The sequence below is a fragment of the Dickeya chrysanthemi NCPPB 402 genome (genome assembly GCF_000406105.1).
Lineage (GTDB): Bacteria > Pseudomonadota > Gammaproteobacteria > Enterobacterales > Enterobacteriaceae > Dickeya > Dickeya chrysanthemi.
The window spans coordinates 4,026,374-4,049,541 of the sequence record NZ_CM001974.1; the positions used below are offsets into that span (position 1 = coordinate 4,026,374).

The 23,168-nt window shown below is 52.8% G+C and carries 20 protein-coding genes and 1 pseudogene; 4 read left to right on the forward strand and 17 right to left on the reverse strand.

Features of this window, described 5'->3' with window-relative positions; genetic code table 11:
- Positions 1-4: 4 nt before the first annotated feature.
- From DCH402_RS17760 to cadR, 13 genes and pseudogenes are all read right to left on the reverse strand, one after another.
- Positions 5-505, reverse strand: a complete 501-nt coding sequence (locus DCH402_RS17760; protein WP_040002552.1) for a serine acetyltransferase — start codon at positions 503-505, stop codon at positions 5-7.
- Positions 506-531: 26 nt separating this feature from the next.
- Positions 532-1,926 (reverse strand): DUF4832 domain-containing protein, encoded by a 1,395-nt coding sequence (locus DCH402_RS17765; protein WP_040002553.1) that lies wholly within the window; start codon positions 1,924-1,926, stop codon positions 532-534.
- Between the two features lie 38 nt (positions 1,927-1,964).
- Positions 1,965-2,372, reverse strand: coding sequence for a membrane protein (locus DCH402_RS17770; protein ID WP_033575816.1), 408 nt, complete (start codon positions 2,370-2,372; stop codon positions 1,965-1,967).
- A gap of 18 nt (positions 2,373-2,390) precedes the next feature.
- Positions 2,391-3,503 carry a glycosyltransferase family 4 protein gene (locus DCH402_RS17775; protein WP_040002554.1) on the reverse strand — a complete coding sequence of 371 codons (1,113 nt, stop codon included), beginning with the start codon at positions 3,501-3,503 and terminating at the stop codon, positions 2,391-2,393.
- Between the two features lies 1 nt (position 3,504).
- Positions 3,505-4,716, reverse strand: a complete 1,212-nt coding sequence (locus tag DCH402_RS17780; protein ID WP_040002556.1) for a glycosyltransferase family 4 protein — start codon at positions 4,714-4,716, stop codon at positions 3,505-3,507.
- 9 nt (positions 4,717-4,725) lie between these two features.
- A complete protein-coding gene (locus tag DCH402_RS17785) occupies positions 4,726-5,715 on the reverse strand; it encodes a glycosyltransferase family 2 protein (RefSeq protein WP_040002558.1) in 990 nt (329 codons plus the stop codon).
- Positions 5,708-7,090: a hypothetical protein gene (locus tag DCH402_RS17790; protein ID WP_040002559.1), complete on the reverse strand. Its 1,383-nt coding sequence runs from the start codon at positions 7,088-7,090 to the stop codon at positions 5,708-5,710. The genes DCH402_RS17785 and DCH402_RS17790 overlap by 8 nt, the downstream gene beginning before the upstream one ends.
- Positions 7,087-8,297 (reverse strand): annotated as a pseudogene (locus tag DCH402_RS17795) (lipopolysaccharide biosynthesis protein). The gene DCH402_RS17790 and the pseudogene DCH402_RS17795 overlap by 4 nt, the downstream one beginning before the upstream one ends.
- On the reverse strand, positions 8,294-10,426 hold the full coding sequence (locus DCH402_RS17800) for a GumC family protein (protein ID WP_040002560.1): 2,133 nt from the start codon (positions 10,424-10,426) through the stop codon (positions 8,294-8,296). Before DCH402_RS17800 ends, DCH402_RS17795 begins: the two are co-directional and overlap by 4 nt.
- A gap of 2 nt (positions 10,427-10,428) precedes the next feature.
- The gene (locus DCH402_RS17805; RefSeq protein WP_040002562.1) at positions 10,429-10,986 is read right to left on the reverse strand and encodes a polysaccharide biosynthesis/export family protein; all 558 of its coding nucleotides are present in this window, start codon (positions 10,984-10,986) and stop codon (positions 10,429-10,431) included.
- Between the two features lies 1 nt (position 10,987).
- Entirely contained in the window at positions 10,988-12,274 is a 1,287-nt protein-coding gene (locus DCH402_RS17810; RefSeq protein ID WP_040002563.1) for an outer membrane beta-barrel protein, read from the reverse strand.
- Positions 12,264-13,670: an undecaprenyl-phosphate glucose phosphotransferase gene (locus DCH402_RS17815; RefSeq protein ID WP_081642183.1), complete on the reverse strand. Its 1,407-nt coding sequence runs from the start codon at positions 13,668-13,670 to the stop codon at positions 12,264-12,266. The genes DCH402_RS17810 and DCH402_RS17815 overlap by 11 nt, the downstream gene beginning before the upstream one ends.
- Before the next feature lie 338 nt (positions 13,671-14,008).
- On the reverse strand, positions 14,009-14,440 hold the full coding sequence (gene cadR, locus DCH402_RS17820) for a Cd(II)/Pb(II)-responsive transcriptional regulator (RefSeq protein ID WP_040002565.1): 432 nt from the start codon (positions 14,438-14,440) through the stop codon (positions 14,009-14,011).
- 69 nt (positions 14,441-14,509) lie between these two features.
- Here cadR and DCH402_RS17825 point away from each other — a divergent pair, with 69 nt between their 5' ends.
- Positions 14,510-16,867 carry a heavy metal translocating P-type ATPase gene (locus DCH402_RS17825; RefSeq protein ID WP_233276299.1) on the forward strand — a complete coding sequence of 786 codons (2,358 nt, stop codon included), beginning with the start codon at positions 14,510-14,512 and terminating at the stop codon, positions 16,865-16,867.
- A 152-nt stretch (positions 16,868-17,019) separates the two neighbouring features.
- Here DCH402_RS17825 and hpxO read toward each other — a convergent pair whose 3' ends face one another.
- The 3 genes from hpxO to DCH402_RS17840 are packed head-to-tail and all read right to left on the reverse strand — an operon-like array spanning position 17,020 to position 20,235.
- Entirely contained in the window at positions 17,020-18,174 is a 1,155-nt protein-coding gene (gene hpxO / locus DCH402_RS17830) for an FAD-dependent urate hydroxylase HpxO (protein ID WP_040002568.1), read from the reverse strand.
- Positions 18,175-18,217: 43 nt separating this feature from the next.
- Positions 18,218-19,186 carry a PDR/VanB family oxidoreductase gene (locus tag DCH402_RS17835; protein ID WP_040002569.1) on the reverse strand — a complete coding sequence of 323 codons (969 nt, stop codon included), beginning with the start codon at positions 19,184-19,186 and terminating at the stop codon, positions 18,218-18,220.
- Positions 19,187-19,200: 14 nt separating this feature from the next.
- Positions 19,201-20,235, reverse strand: a complete 1,035-nt coding sequence (locus DCH402_RS17840; RefSeq protein ID WP_040002571.1) for an aromatic ring-hydroxylating oxygenase subunit alpha — start codon at positions 20,233-20,235, stop codon at positions 19,201-19,203.
- A gap of 153 nt (positions 20,236-20,388) precedes the next feature.
- On the opposite strand from DCH402_RS17840, the gene DCH402_RS17845 reads away from it, so the two are divergent.
- From DCH402_RS17845 to uraH, 3 genes are all read left to right on the forward strand, one after another.
- A complete protein-coding gene (locus DCH402_RS17845) occupies positions 20,389-21,327 on the forward strand; it encodes a LysR family transcriptional regulator (RefSeq protein WP_040002573.1) in 939 nt (312 codons plus the stop codon).
- Positions 21,328-21,577: 250 nt separating this feature from the next.
- The gene (gene uraD / locus DCH402_RS17850) at positions 21,578-22,078 is read left to right on the forward strand and encodes a 2-oxo-4-hydroxy-4-carboxy-5-ureidoimidazoline decarboxylase (protein WP_040002574.1); all 501 of its coding nucleotides are present in this window, start codon (positions 21,578-21,580) and stop codon (positions 22,076-22,078) included.
- Positions 22,075-22,407 carry a hydroxyisourate hydrolase gene (gene uraH / locus DCH402_RS17855; protein ID WP_040002576.1) on the forward strand — a complete coding sequence of 111 codons (333 nt, stop codon included), beginning with the start codon at positions 22,075-22,077 and terminating at the stop codon, positions 22,405-22,407. The genes uraD and uraH overlap by 4 nt, the downstream gene beginning before the upstream one ends.
- Here the strand turns inward: uraH and DCH402_RS17860 are convergent.
- Positions 22,392-23,075, reverse strand: coding sequence for a DapH/DapD/GlmU-related protein (locus DCH402_RS17860; protein WP_040002578.1), 684 nt, complete (start codon positions 23,073-23,075; stop codon positions 22,392-22,394). The genes uraH and DCH402_RS17860 overlap by 16 nt on opposite strands.
- Between the last annotated feature and the right edge of the window lie 93 nt (positions 23,076-23,168).

Consider the following 23,168-nt stretch of genomic DNA (forward strand, 5'->3'; position numbering starts at 1 on the left):
AGACTCAGTTTAATTCCCGGAATCCATTCCCCACGACGATTTTATTCGCCGCCAGACTCTTGGTGACCACCGTTCCGGCACCCACCTTTACGTTATCACCCACGGTAATACCGCCAAGCAGAATGGCATTCGCCCCCAGTTCCACCTGATTACCCAGCACCGGGCTTTTCGTCACCTGACCATCACGATTTATCACGCTACCAATAGTCACGCCCTGCCGTAACGTACAGTTTTCCCCGATAACAACATCGGCATTCAGCACAATGCAGTGCGGGTGATATATTTTCAGCCCAAAACCGATTTGGGCTCGGTGCGGGATCTCCACACAAAATAGCCACTCATTAACCACTTTATTCAGGATAACAAAAGGGATGCCGAACATTCTCAGCAGCGCATTTGATGACTGATAAATAGTAGAAAGACGAAATAGCAGAATGACCAGCTTGGCCTTCAGACTACCTGCCGTATTAACTTCACGCCATACATGGCCGATATTTTTCAACATATACCTATCTATTTTCCATTCCCTGTTCAACGCACTATGACGGTGGAAACCCGATACCACCCATCAGCCTGTTTGCCTTCGTTGGCAAGATTAATACGCGATACCCCTTTTTTATCCAGCATCGCCACATCAATATTATATTGCGCGGCAGGCAGTGATTCAGGTATGGACAATTGGCAATTGACGGTATATTGCCCTGGTAGCCAGGTGCGAATATCCGCAGCCGTTTTCTCCATAACCATCACGCTATTAGTATCATTCACCAGACGATAAGCCACATCATATTTCAGATAGATAGGCGCAACACCGTCGTTAAACCATTGGCTGCTCAACGTCAGGCTCTGCCCCATCACTAATTCAGATTCATGCGTCAAAGAAGCCAGACGGAAACGGTAGCCCAGTTTAGTCAATGCATTATCCACGATATCCCGATATTCCGTCGGTACGATGCGCGATTTTAGATTAATCGTGCTGGCGTGTTGCGCCAGCGCCCAGTCAAACGTCGCCTGCACTTGCTCGCGGGTATAATGCTGGACACCCTGCCACTCCGACATATAACCGCATATCTCCAGACTCACCGGCGATCGCTGCCATGCCGCATTAAAATCCGGATAAATCGCCGCTGCATTTTTCAGCCGCTGTGGATAATCATCGTTCATGTGGCTCCAGGTTGCTGAAAAATTATGCCAGTCACCCCAACAATCTGCACGCCACCCCGCACCTTGTTTCACCGCATAGGCCAACGAGTCGCCACCATTAATCAGCATCACTTTGGGGCTATTGGGGAACGCAGAAAAATACATATTTACATACGTATTTAATTGGGATGACGTATAGCGTTTCAGTAGCGGCGTAATAGTGGGAAAATTACTGTTATGCCACTCACCCCATGAACCGACCAGCCCAATATCGATATAAGCCAGATTCGCATTACCGTTATAGCGACGGCCAAATGCGTTAAGTAAACGCTGGCTATATTCAATAAACACCGGATCATCACAGTCCGGCACAAACGTTTTTTTATCCGGCGTCCATTCGCCCTTGATGCCTTTTTGGATTAACCAATCGGGGATCTTCGAGCCGCTGGCCGGCTCATCAAGCGCCATAAAACGCAACCCGACATTCATTGCCGGCTGATGCTGGCGTGCCAGTTCGAAAACGGCATCGACAAGCTGAAAATTATATTGCCCCTCCACCGGCTCCAGTTCGCTCCAATAAAAGCGATCATATTCGATACCCGTGTCAGGATAATCCGCCGACGACAAAACGGTGCCATTGCCTCGGTTAAAGCTGGCAACGCCAGTACCGGGATTCGTTAACGGACCACTGAGTCCGCGAGGAGTGACGGTCGTCATTGATGCTTCGGCCACACTCAATACAGCAAATAGCAAACCTCCCAACGCAATCACGTTAAAACGCATTTATGACTCCTTATTTCCACATCAGCAGAAACCGGAGGTCAGTGATCCTTCAGGCTGAGCCACCAATCCCAAATTCCTAAGTGGAAATGTGGGAAAATATCAATACCCAAGGCAGACTTAATCATGTATAGCGTCAATAATGCTGCAAGCGTGCAGAACAACGTAATGAACAGAATCAACGCCGTCAGCAACAGGCGAAATAGCGTTGATTCCTTGCGCGGACGTTTACGGTGGTCCAGACCGAATAGAAAAACGAAGTAATAGCGCCGGGTTAAAAAAGGGAAGCTTTTACGCACATCAATCCAATGCATGGAAGCTGCCGTAATCGATAACACCGCCTGCTCAACGGCCAGCCGTTGTTCCGAAGTCAGCTCCGTGTCGGTTTTTCCATCAAGCGCCTCGTAGAAGCGTTCGATGACTAACGGGCGTTTATTAGATTCGTTCACTATTAACCTATTGATTTATTAACTCATTGGCTTATTTACCGAAGTGTAAACGGCCATCGTTTGTTTCGCGATATTTTGCCAATTATACCGTTGTAAATATTCAGAGTAATCAATAGATAACGATTTAGAACGCTGCACGATTTTTTCAGATAAATCTGCCACGTCGCCTACATTGAAATACGTATCCGGCGCTAATTTCACCTCCAGATTGGCTGGAATATTGCTCACCACGGCGGGCAATGAAAATGACATCGCCTCCAGTAGCGCAATCGGTAATCCTTCATGGTATGAAGGCATCACAAACAGTTTAGCCTGTGAAAAGACAGTTTGTAGTTGATGGCCGGTTAAAAATCCTGTCAGCACCACATTCGGGGTTTCACGCGCTAACTGTTTCAAGCGCTCGCTATAGGCTGTTGGGTGATCAGCATCGCCAACTAATACTAACGGTATGGTAAGCCCGGACTGTCGATACGCACAGATAAGGTCATGCAACCCCTTTTCTTCCACGAAACGACCGACAGCAACCAAATAATTCTTGGGCTGAAGAGAAAATCGCGACAATGTTTGATGTATGGTTTCAGGTGTTAATTGCTCAGAGAGATTCACACCATTATAAATAAGATGTGCATCAGTCCGACCATATTTTCTTTTGATCATCTCGTTAATAACTTCTGAGATCACAATCACTTCATTGGCGTATTTCACCGCCACTTTTTCACCCAGCAACAACACCTTTTTCGCCAGAAAGCCCCATTTCTGGCGTTCGTAATCCGGCCCATGATGCGTAAACACCACTTTTTTACCCAATAAACGCAGCAGCGGCACCACCAGCCCAGGTCCAATGGCGTGGACGTGCACTACCGTAGACTTATCGAAACAAGTCGTAAATGCAGCGAGTACCGAATGGACGATGGCCTCTAATGAGCGTTTTTTCGGTGCTAATAACGCGCGTGTTGTTACCCCCCGATAGTGTGATTCTTTATAAGAGACATAAGGTGAACGTGCGAGAACGCAAATATCCACATCAAATTGCTGTTTTATAGTCGGGTATAAATTTTGGCAATGCGTTTCCACACCGCCTAACACGTTTGGAATACCACGTGTACCCAGAACGGTAATTTTAGTCGTCATATTATTTTTCGTTGATGATTTCCTGATAAAGCGCTAATAAAGATGCTGTGTGTTTATCGAGTGAATATTTTTCACTAAGGCGCTGGCGCGCACTCAATCCCATTTTTTGGGCTTTTTGTGGATGTAACGCCAGGTCATCCAGCACATCGGCCAGTGCCTGAACGTTACCCGGTTCAAATAAAACGCCGTCGATGTTATCGCGGATTTGCTCGGGAATACCGCCAATACGTCCGCCCACTACCGGCTTGGCAAATGCCATCGATTCCAGTACCGACATTGAGCAATTTTCATAATATTCGGAAGGCACAATCACCGCTCGAGCCTGTTTAATCAGCGTATTAAGCTCTGCACCCTGCTGTTTATATCCCAGAAACTCCGCATTCGGGAACCAGGCGACCAGGTCGTTATACAGCGGCCCATTTCCGGCTATCTTCAGTGGGATCTTATTGCGCATCTGCTGATGAGCCTGAGCCAGCGTAGCAACGCCCTTCTCCCGGCTCAAACGGCCAATAAACAGAAAATAACCTTCATCTTCCACCGTCTCTTTGGTCAGGTCGTCATCAATACCGTTAACAATGACCTCAATACGCGCATTCGGCAGCTTGCGAATTAACTGGCCTCGTAAAAACTCACTGGGCGAAATAATGACATCCAGCGCCTGATAATTCCGGGCAATGTTCTGCCAGGCGGCTTCTAACGAGAGCAGCAGGCTTTTCGAGGCAATCCCCTGCTGGCAACGGTATTTAAACGCATTGAATACCGAACCGGTTAAACAAGCATCACAGACTTTTCCATCACGCAGCATCGTGTATGAAGGGCAGATAATTTTATAGTCATGTGCGGTTAATACGGTTTTGCAGCCAAACTTCTTGGCGACATGAATTAACGACGGCGTCAGCTGATGGTAGATATTATGAAAATGAACGATATCCGGATTTTCTTTATGTAATAACGCCAGCAATTTTTTACATGCCTGCGAATTATGAATAAAGTTAACCGCCGTTTTTATTGCCCCCGCAACATCGCTGCGCTGATGGTAATCCACATTATCGACAAAGTAAGAGGCATAATCCGACGGGAAATTATTTTCATGCTGCATAGAGAAATCGACGACTTCAACCCCGGCCGCTTTCAGCCTCTCGCTTTCCTGAAAATAAACCGTTTCCGCCCCACCTTTGATGTAGAAAAATTTATTGACCAATAAAACTTTCATTATACCTACCTATTCCTGAATAACCTTGCTGTCTGGCGGCGTCATCGGGTTACGCATTGGTCGAGTTAACCCTTTGACCAATCCCGCAGAAAAGACAGCCAGGTTCATCACGCTGTGTAACCCATTCAGTAATGACCGATTCTTGATGGTTTTTAACGCCACAAAAGCCAATAACGGCAACAGTGCCGCGATAATAACACCGGCGTTAAACGTCAATATCGCCAGTAACAACGCCATCAGATAAGCCGCGAAGATCGCTTCATTTTTAACAATCTTTAATGCGTCACGAAAATGAGGCGTCCCCCAGGCACTACGTAAAAGTTCACCCGGCGCCCACAGGAAACCGTTTTTCCAGCGGTATCGCAGCATGGTAAACGTCGGCATGGTGTACGATGTGTGGCGAAAATAAGGCACATTCAGGCGATGCAATTTATAACCGGCAGAGAGTAAACGCATACCCAATTCCGCTTCTTCATAACCATGCAAGCTGCGGTTGGTGAGATAACCGATTTTCTCAATTGCCGCACGACGGTATAAACCGCCGCCGCCTAAATGACCGCAATCACCTAACGGATATATTTTATGAATGCGTTGCTTACGGGACTTAAATTCATAATTTGCCGCACCATCCATCTCTACTGTGCCCGCTACGCCGGCGTAATCGGGATGGGTTTCCAGAAATGCGATACCGTGCTCAATAAACCCTTCTTCCAGCGCCATATCGCCATCCATCAACAGCAGATAATCCCCTTCGCTGTAGAGATAACCCAGTTGATGCCCCACGCCGCAACAGCGTTCAGAGGGTTCCGTCAGCGATACCACGGTAACGCCTTTAGCGCTGGCCAGTTGCTGGGTGTTATCGGTGGATAGGCTATCGGCGACAATAATTTTATGAGGGTAATCCGCAATATGGCGGCGAATACTGTCGATGGTTTGCTCAATGCATTCCGCCTCATTAAATGTTTTTATACTCACTGAAATAAAAGGTTTATCACTCATACGATTTCCCGATATAACGGCGGACAGAATGACGAATCACCAGGCTGGAACCTAATGACAAATAAAACAGGAATTGCAACATGGGAATAATCATTAAAATTTGACTATATGGCAGACTCAACAGGCAACCCACGGCAAAAACATTAAACGCCGGGGGGAAGCTCAGCAGTCGTAAATCACTCCTGTCTAGCGTATTACGATCCAGCACCGGTTTTGGCTGCGCTATAATCAGAATATAAATAATTAACCCGATGAAAAAGAGCGTTCCCACCACGCCCACTTCCCATAGCAACACGCTTAATGATGTCGAATCAATAATCAGGTTATAGATTATGTTTAAAAACCCGGGAGACACCGCACTGCCGCTATTGGTCGCATTGAGCCCATAGCCGAATAATGTGCCGGAAGGCCCCCACATATCATGATTTTTTAGCCAAAAGAATATTGTAGTCAGGCGCCCAAGCTCTCCTGAATCCATAATATAATTGGTATCAAAAATATAACCTAAAGAGTCCAAAAATACGCTGGCGGCGCTTTTTGTCGGATCACTGCCAAATGCCGAGGAGTACCCCGACGCTAAAATCGTAATCGCCACGATAATCAGCAATGCCATACCGATAAAAATCAGCAAAATCGCTTTCAGGTTAACGTTATTCATGCCTTTAATGTAACCGGGCATCAACCACACCCAGGCCAGTAATAACGGTGAAATCAGGATCACGAATTTCACTTCCCCCAGAATGCACAGGCAAAAGCCCAGAATGATATGCAACGCGGTAGATTTAAATGACGACAGCCCATGCTTAAATTCCGACACTTTCAGCAGCATAATCAGCAGGCAAAATAACCCCATCGCCGCCGTATTGCCGCCCCCCATAGGATCGCCGCCAAACGTACCGACCACCGAGTCCCACTTTTCATCTTCACCACGCAAGGCTACCCGCTTAGGCAAAACGAACAGCACCTGATAAATGACAACCGGAAACTGTGCGTAAAACACCCAATACAATCGGCAAGTCACGCGATAAATTTGCGACTCCCGGCAAAAACCCAGCAACAGGCAAAACATGAGAAGCGATAGCGCAATCTCATTTTTAAAACCGACGATCGTGACCGTTATTCCACCTTGCAACAGCGTAGAAACACCGGCCATAGCCAGAAAAGAAAGATAAAGCGTGATAACCATCAGCTCCTGCGTATCCAGCCGCAGTGCATCATAACGGGTTTGCATAATCAGCAACCCGGTCATAACCAGAACCAATACAAAGGGCAGCCACAGCACCGCCAATACACCGGTGAAATACTGCGTCAGCCCGCAGAACATCAATGTAATAAAGACATAGCCCTGCAAATATTGTCCGGTATTCAAGATCATGATGCCATCATTGTATTTTTCAACGAATTAGCGCGTTTATTCACGGTTAAATAAATAAATGAATAACGAACCAACGTCAGTACTGAAAAAATAATCAGGGATGTAGCATAGTGATTATAAAAATAAGGAACAATCACAAAAGCAATCAATACAATCGCTAACTGTTCCAGTTGAATACGTAAAAAATAACGATGAGAGCCGAAGATTAACTCGATCACCGTCAACGGGCAGATGGCCAGCGATGGGAATAAATAAGGTAACATATAGCGCGAAGTAGGAATAGAATTGATCCACTCTTCGCTAAAAAAAGATTCATTACCAACGGATAGAAGATAAACACCCCTAATGTACAGACAATGCCTGACACCAGCAGAACCAAACGAACTTTTTTAAACTCGCTATAGTTAAATCGCTTATTTCTGAAATCAGTGGACCATGACGAAAAAATAGAGTTACGCACCGCATTACCGATGATCACCACCGGCGACAGACAAAAACGGCTCACCACCGAGAAATAGCCGGCGGTCAACGATGAGAACCAAAAATTGATCAGCATGACCGGCAAATTATTATTTACCATCGCCAATACTTCTGCACTGCCGACCTGGGTAAGGTGGTGGTAATGCTGAGTAAAGAAAGCCGCATTACGTTGAAGGCTAAAATGCCCGAGCGTAAGCGTGTGAATATTAAACGAGCGTAAAATACACCCGCTGATAAGCACCATCATGCCGCCGGCCCAGCTCCAATAAAATGCATCGGTGTGCGAAGTCAGCATGATCGACAACACGACCACGACCGAAACCGAGAGTCGCTGAAAGGCCAGAAAACGGTAGTTCCCCACACGCAGCGACAAATTCTCGGCAATCAACACCAACGCATAAGCAAGCGTAAGCAGATAGAGAAAGAAGACGTTTTGCCGGAAGATCCAGCCGGTCAGCATCGCGTAAGGCACGGCAATCACCAGACTTTGCAGCGTACTGAATACCACGCTCTGCGCCAGCTCGCTGTCCTGCTGCTTTGGGATCAGCAATTGTGATGCAAACGTACACACCTGCGCCCCGACCAGCACGATGCTGTAGTTCAGCGCATAAATGCCCACTTCGGCCATATCGTATTTATGTGAAATCAGCCAGATGGACAGCGCGCCAATCAGTTGCGACAGCACCGATGAACCCGCAATGGTCGATACGCTTTTCAGTAAACTCATAGATGCCCCGTGCTGTTGATAAGCGCAGTCATGTGATGATTCAGGGAACGAATTCCCTCTTTGGTTTCCAGATTTTTATCCGTCACCCGGTTCAATACCGCACCGATCAGCACCGCCTGATGATGCTGTACTTTCTCAAGTGCGCTCAGCACCTCGCCCGTACGCCACGCACCGGCTTTTAATACAAACATCAGCCCGTCGATGACCCGGTTAACCAGTTGAATATCCTGCGCCTGATTTGCGGCGGCCACGTCAATAACGATGCGCTGATAACGCGCACGCAACGCCGCCATCAATGTCACGATCTGCTCCGAAGAGAGCATCAGTAAAGAGGACATCTGCGCCTGACCCCGCGGCAGAAAACTTAAATTCTCGCTGATCGGTACCAGAGCGGACTCCAGCAGCGAGAGATCGCTCAGCAACTCAGCCACGCCAATCGCCGCAGGCGGCGCCAAATCTTGCGTTAATCCGTTGCCGTTAAAGAAATCCAGATCGATAAGCAACGTTTTTTGGTCGGCGCTGAACGATGTCGCTAGCACATGCGCCAGCAGCGAGCGGCCTTCGCCCTGCTCGGTGGAACCCATGCCGATCACCTGACAAGACGGATGCGATAGCAAAATGTGGGTCCGCATACTGTGGACGATATCCGCATACAGCGGCGACTCCGTGATCAGGCGCGCAACCTGCTTTCTGGCTAATCCATTGGCAAAATTTCGAATTTCTCCCACCGGTGTGACGTGCAGGCGCTTTTTCATCTGGCTGATGTTGTTGATTGAATTATCCAGCGCCGCCTTCACGATGAAATACACCACCGAGAAGATCAGGGTCAGCATGACGACCATCACCAGCAGCATCGCTTTATTCGGCTTCGACGGCCGATCCGCCGGTACGGCGGGGTCGTACAGTACCGCATCCGGCTCTAAATAGTTGCCGGCGAGCGCCTGCTCTTTTGCTCGCTGGTAGAGCGCTTTATAGAGTTCTTTCGTTTTCTCAAGCGTAGTGGTCAGGTTGTTGTATTCATCACGTTTAGACACCAGCATCTGGAACGCCGCTTTCTGTTGATTCAACAGCTGCTGATAGTATTTTTCATCCCTCAGCGCCGCCTGATATTGTTTATTCAACCCCGACTCCAGTTCGAGGAGCACGGTGCGGGTCTGCTCTTCAATCGCCTGAACCTGGGCTTCAGCCTCGAGGATCTTGGTATGCTTCATGCCATAGCGCTTGCGCAAATCGTATAAAGACCGGCGGGCCTGAATCAACGCGATACGCAAATCCTGAATTTGGGCGTGATTTGAAATATCGGGCAACGAGATCACATTTTCCAGCGGCTTGCCCGCGTTCAGCCGCACGCTGTTGTAGTTGGTTTCCGCAGCGATGCGACGCTGGGTTGCATCGGCAAGCTTGGTCGTAACGATACCCAATTGCTCGGTTTCGAACCCATCCACGCCACGAAACGTCAGCAACCCTTCCCGTTTCAGAAACTGGTCGATGGCGGCCTGTTGATCGACGACCTGCTGCCAGACCTCTTCCATCTGTTTCTGGTTCAACGCACTGGCTTTGAGCGTCTTAAGATGCTTCTGCTTCGCCGTATAGTTAATGAACGCCTGCGCCACGCCATTCGCCACTTCAGCCGACAGCGCAGGCGATGCCGACTCGTATGTGATGGTGGCGAGATGAGTGGTTCGTACGCCGTTAATCGTCAGGTTTGGCAACATCGCTTTTAGCGTGCGCTCGACCTGTTGCTGTTCATCGCCGGTGTCTTCGCTGTATTTTGCCGCATCCGCGCCCAGTGCGTTGTTTTGATAAAGATGGACATCCCGTACCGCTTGTTCCAGCACAATGCGCGACTGCATCAACGCATACTGGGTTTCGTAATAGCCGCTACGAGTGGAATCGTAACTATCGACCTGCGGTAAAGGCGACACGTTGTCCTGCTGCGCTTTCAGCAGTACCGTTGCCGTCGACACATATTTGGGCGTGATCATGCTAATCAGCGGATACGCCGCCACCGCCGCAATCACCCCGGACAGGATGACCTTCCAGCCGTTCTTTTTGAGTTCCCGGGCAAATCTGGAGAAATCGATAGTACTTTCCAGTTTTTTGCCGTTTTCTACGATAGATAAGCTCATGGTCAGAAAAAGCTCATACCGACAATCACGGTATCGCCAGGATGAACACGGTGTCTTACATCAACGTTTTCAATTAATTGATTACTCTTCGACAAGCGAATGGCGATGTCTTTGCGGTCTGCCCGGTCGGTAAAGCCGCCGGCCAGCGCCAGTGCTTTTTCAACGTTCAACCCCGGCTCATAGCTATAACCATTCGGTTTTTCCACTTCACCGGTGATATAGAACTTACGGAATTCAGCGACACTGACCGTCACCATCGGGTTTTGCAGATAATCGCCGCGCAGGCGATAAGTCAGCTCGTCACTCACCTGCCCAGGCGTTTTCCCTTTCAACACCAACTGACCAATATAGGGAAAAGTAATGGCGCCGCTTTTATCCAGCATGAATTTCATCGTCATTTCAGGCTCGCCATACACCAGAATATTGACGGCATCGCCTTCATCTAACTGATAGCCGATGGTTTCATTATCCGGTTTATCCATCTGTTGCGAACCGGACAGCGTGCATCCGGCCAGCAGAGCGCTCAGGCACAGAAAAATGCACAGTTTTATTATTCTCACGTTAGATCTGTACCTTAGTTGTTAACATTATCAGAGAGTTATCATGGCCCAGCGTTCTGATGACCTGGCGATTCACATCAGGGCCGATAAAGAAAGAATCGGTATTTTTATTGGAATGCCGCGTGTTCAGTTGATACTTGACTTCAATGTTAATAGAGGGCCTGAAGCGATAGTTCATCGCGAACGTGAATACCCGGTTCCAGTCTTTACGATCATCCAGATAATTCTGGTAATCTTCCCGCTGGAGTGCGTAATCAAATGTGGTGGAAAAGCTTTCTGCCAGCCAAAAATGCTGATAAGAGAGGCCGTATTCCGACACCATAATATAGCCGCCGACTTCCGTCGGGTCTTTGATACGCTGCGCCGTATGTGCGGTAAAAATAGACTGTTTAAGCGGCTTCCATTCAGCCTGCACGTCCCAGTTGATTCCACTAAAATCTTTGGCGTTTGGATTATTATTAAACGTTTTGTATAACCAGGACAAATTTGCATCAATGCGGGTTTTGTCTGTCAGGCGCGACTTAACGCCGTATTCCAGATAATACTCATCATTGTCTTTTTTCGAATCGATTTCATAACGGCGCTGGCTGTTAATAATACGGTAGCTAAAGCGCGTCGTCGGTGAGTATTGGTCGGAAAGCTCGGCAAGTAAACGATTCTCGTGCCATTCCTGACCGAGGACATAATGATAAAAATCGAGGTCGGTATTTTTAATCTCACCGGTATTTCCCAACCGTAGCTTTCTAAACAGTAACGCAACATCCGCTTTACCTCGCCCGCCGGGCGTACCATAACTGTAACGTAATTCACTGTTAAAAAGCCGGGTACTCAATGGCGAGTGAATACCAAAATCACGCAACTGTTGTGGCTGAAAACCTTCCGTAATACCCCGCCCGCGAGCTTCATGCCCGAAGGAATCATCAAGGCTGAGTGCTAACCCATGCTTCTGCCCATAACGCCATTCGCTATTAATACGAAGGAGATGGTCAGCATAATTATCCGCCGGGTCGCTCTCGTAGCGACGATAATCACCGGAATACATCAATAAATATTGGTCCTGATAACGTTTACCGATGGCTTTAAACGTTGGCTTCATACCCTGAAAATCAGAATTTATCCTGTCTCGATCATCAGACTGAGACGTTATGTTATTCTCATGCCCATAATCCAGACCAAGCTGACTCTGAAAATCAATACCGGCAATGCCAATATGCGATTTGGGCGTCAGCTCCGCCCAGGAAGAAGAAGGTATGATCATTCCTGCGGCGATGATTAATTCAGTACGCATTCTCACCGACAAAACCTTTGAAAATGGTCTTAAAAATAATCTTGATATCCAGCCAAAGCGACCAGCTTTGAATATAAGCGATATCGTAGTACACCCGTTTTTCCATTTTATCGAGCGTATCAACCTCTCCACGATAACCATTCACCTGTGCCAGCCCTGATATTCCCGGCTTCACCTTATGGCGAATCATGTAATTTTCGACCAGTTGCCGGTACTGCTCGTTATGCACAACCGCATGGGGACGGGGACCGATAATCGACATCGTTCCTTGTAACACATTGAAAAACTGTGGTAATTCATCCAGCGACGTGCGACGCAGAAAAGCACCGAATCGGGTGACGCGCGGGTCGTTTTTAGTCGCCTGTTTTACCACGTCGCTATTCTCCATTACGTGCATTGAGCGAAACTTCCACACTTTAATTTTATTACCGCTCAAACCGTAACGATCCTGTTTGAAGAACACCGGCCCAGGAGATGTCAGCTTAATACCGATGGCAATCATCAACAGCAAGGGTGAAATCAGTAAGGTAATGATGCCGCCGATAAGCAAATCTTCCACGCGCTTAATCACAGATCCAATGCCGTCAAAAGGCGACCTGAAAATACTGATGGTCTGAATATTATTGATGGAGCGAAGTTGCGATACATACGAACTGTAAGAATAAAGATCGGGAATGATGTAAGTATCCACGGTGGTATCAGACATCATTGACAGAAAATAGCGAATACGTTTTAAGGCGACCATCGGCAGCGCGATATAAATCTCATCAATGCGACCTGATTTAGCTTCTTCTACCAATGCGCTAACCTTGCCCTTAAATTCGCTTTTTGTCAGATAGCCAAACCGGGAAGGGTGGCGATCATCATAAAAAGCCAAATCCAATTGCATATTGACATATTCTTTTAGCAATGCTTTTTCCGCCGCCAAACCGCCTGGCGTTAACCCTACAATCGCTACACGAATTCGCTTTTTGGCCATGCATTTGAACGTAATTAAACGCATCAGATAGAGAATGCATAACGAAAGGGTATACCAGTACAGCGTCGCGGAAAAATAGATATTATCGAGACGATGCAATAGCCCCAGCGAGTACAATGTACCGGCATATCCCCTGACCATTTCGACAAAAGAAATAGACAATAATGCGGTACCCCAGAGTCTTCGCTGTGCACGAAACTGCATGTTCTTAAGTCGATGGTGATATAAGCCGCTGTACTCCCCGATAAGCAGAAAGGAAGTAGAAAATAGCAGACTAATCATAATGACATCATCGAAAGCACCCATTAAAAATAGCCTGGCGCTCACTATCAATGTCAAATTGATTGATAAGAAATCCATCAACTTAATAACAAAAAAGTCATTTCCATAGGAAATTTTTATCTGATTGCTAGACACTTTTTAATCATAGTCCATTAGATTTTATCATTGACACTTTTCCGCCCGGCATAATATATCACTCAAAAAATTTTAAAATGCCAATCGGAAAAATCGTAAAAAAATATATTGGAACAAGCAAAATCTCCAGAGTTTTATACAATGTTTATTAAATTAAATATATAAATGATCGCGTTAGTTATTTATTTTAAAATCATTAAATTCATCATTATTTTTATTAAAAATGATATTTATTGAAATTATTCCACGCAACCTGGCTCACGATAGCGCGAGTCGGGCAGACGATCGGCGAGTACATCTACCGCAAAGGATATCGGCGTAACCGGGTGGGTGAGCGCTCACCCCAAATGCGTATGGCCGGTGCCGCTCTCTTCAAGCTCCAGCGCCGACAAACCGTGCAGGATGCCGCAACCATCCACCGTCTGCGTCACCTGACAACGCTGGCTGATGTGCATCAACTGCGCTTTCAGCTGTTGTAGCTCGGCGATACGCGCTTCCACATGCCCCAGATGTTCGTTCAGCAACACGTTCACCCCTTCACAACTGGCGGCCGGTTGCTCGCTAAGCGCAATCAACGCGCGGATTTCATCATGGTTCATATCCAGCGAACGGCAGTTACGGATAAACCGTAGCCGGTCGACATGAAACTGATGGTAATGGCGGTAATTTCCTTCGGTGCGTTCCGGTTCGGGCAATAGCCCTTTCTTCTCATAAAAACGAATGGTTTCCGGTGTGGTGTTGGTCGCTTTCGCCAGATCGCCGATTTTCATGTGATTCCCCTTGACCCTATAGTTACTACAGGGTTTTTACTACAACAAAACCCCGAACAGGAATCAACCATGTCAGAAAAACATTCCTCCACCCCTGCGCGTCAGTTCCACCCCGTGGCGCAGGGAAAACCGGGCAAGGCCCTGTTCCGGCCACAGCCGCAGGCACATGCCGTGCCGGAGCGGACGCCGCATCGCCACGAACAGGCCCCGAAAGCGCAGTCATGCGCCCATCACTGCTGCGACAAGGCGACGCCGACTGTTCCCGTCTCAGCGCTGGCAGCGGCAGAGCGCACCGGCGACCAGCAACGTACGCCTATTCGCATCATGCAGATGGATTGCCCGACCGAAGAAACGCTGCTGCGCAAAAAACTCGACACCCTGCCGGAAGTCAGCGCGCTGGAATTCAACCTGATGCAACGGGTGATGACCGTCACGCACCATTACGACGGGCTGGACAAGGTACTGGCCGCGATCCGCTCGCTAGGGTTCGAACCCGAAGTCCGCACCGGGAATGCGCGCGAGTCTCTGCCGCCGGAACCGAAAAAATCCTGGTGGCCGCTGGGGCTGGCGGTGGTCGCTGCCGGAGCGGCGGAAGCGGTGGAGTGGAGCGGGCTGCCGGAATGGTGGGCCGCGCTACTGGCGATTCTCGCCGTCGCTTCCAGCGGGCTGACCACCTATCGCAAAGGCTGGATCGCCCTTCGCACCGGCAATCTGAATATTAATGCGCTGATGAGCATCGCGGTAACCGGCGCGTTGATCCTGCAACAGTGGCCGGAAGCGGCGATGGTGATGGTGCTGTTTACGCTTGCCGAGCACATTGAGGCGCGCTCGCTGGACAGAGCCCGCAACGCCATCGCCGGGTTGATGAATCTGGCACCGGACACCGCCACGGTACAGCAGCCGGACGGCAGTTGGCGCGACCAGGAGGCCAACACCGTCACCCCCGGCAGCATCGTGCGGGTACGGCCCGGCGAGCGTATCGCGCTGGACGGCGACATCACCCGCGGCCATTCCGCGGTCAATCAGGCGCCGATTACCGGTGAAAGCCTGCCGGTGGATAAACGCGTCGGCGACAGCGTATTTGCCGGCACCATCAATGAAAGCGGTTCGTTTGAATATCGGGTGACGGCGGCCACTGCCAACACCACACTGGCGCGGATTATTCACGCGGTGGAACAGGCGCAAGGCACCAAAGCGCCGACCCAGCGATTTGTCGATCAGTTCGCCCGCGTTTACACCCCGTTGGTCTTTCTCGGCGCACTGCTGGTGGCAGTACTGCCGCCGCTGTTTACCGGCGGTAGCTGGCTGGAGTGGACCTACAAGGCACTGGTGCTGCTGGTGATCGCCTGTCCGTGCGCGCTGGTGATCTCCACCCCGGTGACCATCGTCAGCGGGCTGGCGGCGGCGGCGCGGCGCGGTATTCTGATCAAAGGCGGCGTCTTTCTGGAAAAAGGCCATGCGCTCTCCTGGCTGGCGCTGGACAAAACCGGCACGCTGACCCACGGCAAACCGGTGCAGACCGGCTTTGAAGCGGTCTCAGACGTTGACGAAGCCCACTGCCGGCAACTGGCCGCCAGCCTGGCCGGCCGTTCAGACCACCCGGTATCGCAGGCGGTGGCGAGAGCCGCGCAAGACGCCGGCACGCCGTTGATCGACGTCGATAACTTCAGTGCCGTCGCCGGGCAGGGTGTCATCGGTACGCTGCAAGGCCAACGTTATTTTCTCGGCAATCTGCGGCTGGCCCGCGAGTGGCTGGGCGAGATGGCCGAAGGTATTGTCGGGCGCTTAACCACGCTGGAACAGGCAGGCAATACCACGATCATTCTGGGTGACGAACAACGCATTCTGGCCCTGATGGCGGTGGCCGACACAGTGAAACCGTCCAGTCGGGAGGCTATCAACGCACTGCATCAGGCCGGTATCAAAACCCTGATGCTCACCGGCGACAACCAGCACGTGGCGCAGGCCATCGCCCGTGAAGTGGGAATTGATGAAGCGCGCGGCAACCTGTTGCCGGAAGATAAGCTGTCGCAAATCGAGCGACTCTCAGCGCAGGGCGTAACCGGTATGGTGGGTGACGGTATCAACGACACCCCGGCGCTGGCTCGCGCAGATATCGGTTTCGCCATGGGCGCGATGGGTGCCGACAGCGCGATTGAAACCGCCGATGTGGCGTTAATGAATGACGATCTGCGCAAGATCCCGGAATTCGTGCGTATTTCCAAATCGACCCACACCATATTAATCCAGAACATTGCATTGGCGCTTGGCATCAAAGCCCTGTTTCTGACGCTCACCTTGCTGGGGCTGGGCACCATGTGGATGGCGGTGTTCGCCGATGTGGGCGCCAGCCTGCTGGTAGTGGGCAACGGGTTGCGCTTGCTGCGCCTGTCGCCGGTTGCCGCGCATCAGCCGCAATCCACGTAACATCCACGTAGCACCCGCACAACAGCAGACAAGCATGTCACGCCGGGAAAGCGAACCGGATCCGCGCCGCAAGACGTGGACCAGCGGCAGGATGCCGGCGGCGAGTCGGCACCCGGCGCGCTGCCAGCCCCAACACCGCCGTCGTTCCCCCCCTACGCCAGCGGGCCGCCCAGTACAGTATCGCGCAATCCGGCGATGATGCGCTCGCCGGTTTCCTGCCGCAGTTCCCGATACCACGCCTGCGTCTGCTCCCATGCTTTGCCGTGGGTCAGATCGCAACGTTTACGCGCTTTCAGCACCAGATCGCGTACCCGTTCTACGCGCTGCGCCTGATAATGCTGTAACGCCGTTTCGACCGAGCGGTGCGCCGCCAACGCCTGCCCCAACACCACCGCATCCTCCATCGCCGCGCAGCCGCCCTGGCCGATATCCGGCGTAGTGCTGTGACCGGCGTCGCCCAGCAGCGCCACCCGCCCCCGTACCAGTTGATCAAACGGATCCATATCGTGAATCTCAATCCGGTTGATGTTGTGCGGGTCAAGCTGTGCGATCAACCGCTGCACCGCCGGGCACCAGCCGTCAAAATAACGTTGCAGATCCCTTCGAGCGCTAAAGCGATCTTCCGCCAGCCCGGCAGGCAGCGGCACATCGAAAAAGAAATAGAAACGCCCCTCCGACACCGGCATCAACGACACCCGCTTACCTTCACCGACGAAAGTCGTCCATTGGTTGGCGGGCGCGATGGCGTCATCTATCGTCACCAGCCCGTTCCAGTTGACGTAACCGGCGTAGCGCCGCGCGGGCGTATAACCGAGCACATACGGCCGCACCGCCGAATGTGTGCCATCGGCGGCGATCAGCAACGCGCCCTGTGCAATGCTGCCATCGGTGAAATGGGCCACAATTCCGTCGGCCTGCGCCTCCACCTTGCTGACGCGCTTGCCGAACCGCACCCGATCGCGCCCCCAGTGATCCAACATCTGCCCCTGCAATTCGGCTCGCGCCACCGGACAGGGCCGCTCCCCCACCTGCTCCACCAGCGGTTGCAGGCTAAACCGGGTCAACGTGTCGCCCAGCCGTCCATCCTGATAGGCCATGAACTGCATCGGGCCGCCGCCGCTGTCCAGAATGTCGCCCATGCCCAGCGCGCGCATACACTTCACGCCGTTCGGCCACACCGAAATCGCCGCGCCCACCGGTTTAACTTCGGCGACCGCTTCAAACAGCTCGCAATCCATTCCGGCCTGTTTCAACGCCGCCGCCGCGCATAACCCGCCGATACCGGCGCCAATCACCAGCGCTTTCATCTGTGCCGCTCCTTGTGTAGGTAACCCTGTGTGGTGACATTCGCTACAACCCAATCACCAGATGCGCCGAACGGCTGCGGGAGCAGCAGAGCGCAATCTGCTGGTGCGGCGCGTTTTTCTCCGCTTCCGACTGCACGCTGTCACGGTGATCCGGCGTTCCTGCGCATACCGGCGTCAGGCAGGCGCCGCACATGCCCATCTCGCAAGACAGCGGCACCGCCACCTCATGTTCCTGCAATACACCGGCGATGGTTTTCTCCGGCGGCACGGTAAACACACGGCCGCTGGACGCCAGTTCGACGGTGAACGCCTGCTGGTCGGTATCGCCGCGAGAGACGGGCACCGGCGCGCCGAATGCCTCGGTATGGATCGCCGACGCCGGCCAGTGATGTGCCAACGCGCTGCGCGTCACATGCGCCATGAACCCAGCCGGCCCGCACAGGTACAAACGGCGGCCCTCCGCGCCGTCGCGCAGGCTGTCCGGCAATTGATTCCGCGGGCTGCCGCCTTCGTCGGCGCACCCGATCCGGCAACAGCCGTGGCGAAAACCGCGGCTCAGTTGCTCGCGGAACGCCAGCTCGCGCCGGTGGCGGACGAAATAATGCAGTTCGAACGGTAACCCGGCCTGATCCAGCGCGTGCGCCATCGCCAGCAACGGTGTGATGCCGATGCCGCCCGCCAGCAGCAGGTATCCGCAAGCCGGTTGCAGCACAAAAGCATTGCGCGGCGGAGAAATCATCAGCCGCTGCCCGACCCGCAACGCGGTATGCACATAACGAGAGCCGCCGCGGGATGCCGCGTCATGCCGCACGCACAGCAGATAGTGGCTGCGATCCGACGGATCGCCCGCCAGCGAATAGGGCCGCGTTAACCCATTCGGCAAGTGTAAATCCACGTGTGCGCCGGCCTCAAAGGCAGGCAATGGCTGTTCATCCGCCGCCGTCAGCCGTAATGCCAGGTTACCCTCGCCCTGACGGGACAAGGCATCGACAACCACATTCAGGGTGTTCATGATTCACGCTCCCGTCACGCCAGAAAGAATTCGCCGTATCCCAGCTTTTTCAGGCCGCGGCGGTAGGCAATCGAACTGCGATCCGCCGGAATATGCGCCTCCAGCGTCAGGTCCAACGGCAGGCGTTCAGGCCGCTGGCTTTCCACCATGACCCGGTCCTCCTCGAACACCCGCAGATTGAACGCATGGACCTCCTCCACCGGAATATGCCGATCAAAATTACGGGCGATCGGCACAAACAGCCGTGTTTTACGCGCCGATACCGGTGAAGCGGCGTTCATGATCACCAGCCGTCCCTCCTCGGGAAAATGGATGGTGAGCGTCGCGGTAAACGGCAGGAATATCTCGAAATGACGCTGCCAGACAAATCCCTCCGGTGCCTGACGCCCGGAGCCTCGGGCGAAATTCGACACCGAACTGAGGTAATCAACGTAAAAGCCGTACGGCGTTTCCACCGGCTGATAGTCCGGCACCTGCTGATTGTCCGGATCGGCGAAGGTATCGGTATGTACCCAGGCGAAATGCGCCACATCCAGAAAACCTTCAATCTGGCGACCGGCGAACCCGGCGATATCAAACGACGGGCAGACAATCTGCTGAAATCCGGCCTCGTCCCAGTGCGGCATAAACGGCAGCTCCGGTGCAATGCCGTCCGGCGGATCAAGGCAGACCCACACCAGCCCGTACTGCTGGCACGCAGCAAACGTATTCAGGTGCAATTTGGCCGGAACCGGCTGATGGGGGCTGGCCGGCACCCGGTTGCAACGGCCGCCGGCGCCGAAGCGCAGGCCGTGATAGGGGCAGACGACGCCCTCGCCGTCGTGCGACCCCATGCTCAGCGGCACGCCGCGGTGCGGACAGATATCGCGCGCCACCACGATTTCGTCATCAATGCGGTATACCACCAGTTGTTCATCCAACAATGTGACCGATATCGGCGCCGGGCCGACCTCGCTCGCCAGAGCGACCGGGTGCCAGCAGCGCGCCAGACGGCTCCAGTCATCGACGTCAAAAGAGCAGTGTGCAGGGGGAGTCAGTGTGGGTTTCATCACATCACCTTTCAGGCCGGCGGCGGCCGGCTGTCGTAAAAATCATCAGGTGAGGTTATTGTGGATAACAGCAAGTGTTGCAGTCCATAATAGATTTTTAACATCTTCGCTGCAAAAATTCGTACAGGCAGCAACATTCATTCGGTGACAGGCATGGATCCTTTTTCCCGTTTTTCCCACTACTTCATGGCGGTTGCCCGTAGCGGCAGCCTGCGCAAGGCCGCCGAGACACTGCATGTCTCCAGTTCCGCCATCAACCGACAGATCCTGATGGCGGAAGCGGAGATGGAAACGCTGCTGTTCGAGCGGTTACCCGCCGGACTGCGGCTGACCACCGCCGGCGAACTGCTGTATAGCGATTTACGCCGCTGGAAAAAGGAGTACGCGCTCACTCGCCAGCGGTTTGATGACCTGCAAGGACTACGACGCGGCCACGTATCGGTGGCGATGATCGCCGCGCTAAGCGACGGGCCGATGATTCAGGCGCTGGCGTCGATCGGCCGTCAATACCCTCACCTGACCTTTGATATTCGCACCCACGAAAGCCACACCATCAACGATCTGGTGGCGCAGGCTGAGGTGGATATCGGCCTGCTGCTCGAGCCGCTGGAAGGACGGGGTATCGAGGTGCGTGCGTTTACTGAAATCCCCATCGGCGCAGTGATGCCCCCGCAACATAAACTGGCAAGCGAGCAAGCACTCACTATTAGCCAGTTGACGGCGGATCGTCAGCTATTACCTGCCGCACCGCTCATGGTGCACGAGCGAGCCGAAGCGTTGTACCACCGCCACAACCTGAACCCGGCGCAAACCATGGTATGCAACGACCTGCGGGCGATGAAATCACTGGTGCGTCAGGGCGCGGGGGTCGGCGTACTGAGCTTGCTGGATGTCTATACTGAGGTTAACGAGGGGTCGCTGGCGTTCGTGCCGTTCGCCCATCAGGCGGTGCGGCCGTTGACGCTGGCACTGTGCGTCGCGCCCAGTCGCCAGTTGTCGAGGGCAGCTCAATTAGTGATTACTCACTTCACCCAGGTGATTGAACAACTGGAGGCGGATACCGCAAGTCGTCGTCCGGCATCATTGGGGTAAGCGTGCGCGTGCGTCAGCCGCACCAAAACAGTCGCACCAAAACAGCCGCACCAAAAAAGTGCAGCCCGCTGCGCCAGCATGTATCAGCTGTACGCCTCACACCACAGCGTTTTCTGACCCACCGGTCAGATTATGACTGGCACGATAGTTGCAAAACTCAGAGCGCAGACAACATCCTATCCTGTAAAACCGGCGTGACAACAGGGACTTCACGCCGTCTTGCGTCAATACAACCGAACAAGGAGAGACAATGATCACGCTGGAACAGTTTAACCTACTTAACGTCAGCGAAGCGGTGACGTTACTGACGCCGTGCGTAGCGCTGCCCGGCTGGGCAAAACAGGTCACCGCCGGACGCCCCTATGGCAACCGCGCCGCGCTGCTGGCGGCCGGGTTGCAAGCTACGCAAGGCTGGCAGGAAGAAGAGCTGGCTCAGGCGCTGCGTACCCATCCGCGCATTGGCGAACAAGCGCCGGGAGCCACGCCGGAGGCCGGTTTTTCCCGTCAGGAACAGGCGGTGGTGCAGACCGGCAACAGCTCGCTGGCCGCCGCGTTGCGCACGGGCAACGCTCGTTATGAATCCCGCTTTGGTCGGGTGTTTTTAATTCGCGCCAAAGGCCGCAGCGGCGAGGAAATCCTGCAAATTTTGCACCGCCGTCTGCAAAACAATGACCAGCAAGAAACAGCGGAGGCGCTGGAACAGTTGCGCCAAATCACCCTGCTCAGACTGGAAGGAACGGTTGGCGAATGAGTACGCTCAGCACCCATATTCTGGATACCGCGCTGGGCCGGCCGGCCGTCGGCGTCGACGTTGTACTGGAACGACGCGTCCAGGACGCCTGGCAGCCGGTGGCGCAACGGCAAACCGACAATGACGGCCGCATTACCGCCTTCACACCCGATCCGTTGCCCGCCGGTCATTACCGGCTGACCGCGGACATCGGCCGCTGGTTTGCCGCCAGCCAGCGCGACGCGTTATACGTCAGCGCACAAATCGACGTGCGACTGGGCGACGCCGGGCACTACCACCTGCCGTTTCTGATTTCGCCTTGGTCGTGGTCGACCTATCGCGGCAGTTGATTGTCGTTCGATAACGGGCAAACCGCGTCGCGGTAGAAATAATCGACAAATTCGGTCACATCCTGCTGGAACAGGTGCAAATGCTGGCGAATTTTTTCGTCTGGCCAATCCCACCAGCACAACTGCTCCAGCCTTTCCGCCACCGCCGGATCGTCAAAGCGTGGGCGCAGCACCCGCGCCGGATTGCCGACCACCACCGTCCAGGCCGGCACCGATTTGGTCACGATACTCCCCGCCCCGACGATAGCACCGTTGCCGATGGTCACACCCGGCAGCACAATCGCCCCATGACCAATCCAGACGTCATGGCCGATCACCACTTCATCCTGCTGCCGCCAGTTGAAAATGTCCTCGTCCACCGCCGCCGGGTTGTCACTCAGCCGGTATTTGCCGGGACGGTAGGTAAAATGGTGTAGCGTCGGTCTCCACCACGGGTGATTGCTGGGATTGATGCGCACGTGCGAAGCGATCGAGCTAAATTTACCAATGCGGGTAAACATCAGGTCGCAGTCATTCATGATGTAGCTGTAGTCACCCAGCAAAACGTGGTTGAGCACAGTACGCTCGGCCACTTCTGTCCAGCGTCCCAGTTCGATATGGTGAGCTTTTACATCGTTGGCAAGACGGGGTTCCGGGCTGAGTACCGGCGATGGCGGTTGAGGAAACATAATCGGTTTTTCCTGCTGTGGTGAAATCAATGAAGACGTTGGCGTCAACACGCATGACGAAGCCCAAAATCCACTCTGTCACCGACCGATGAC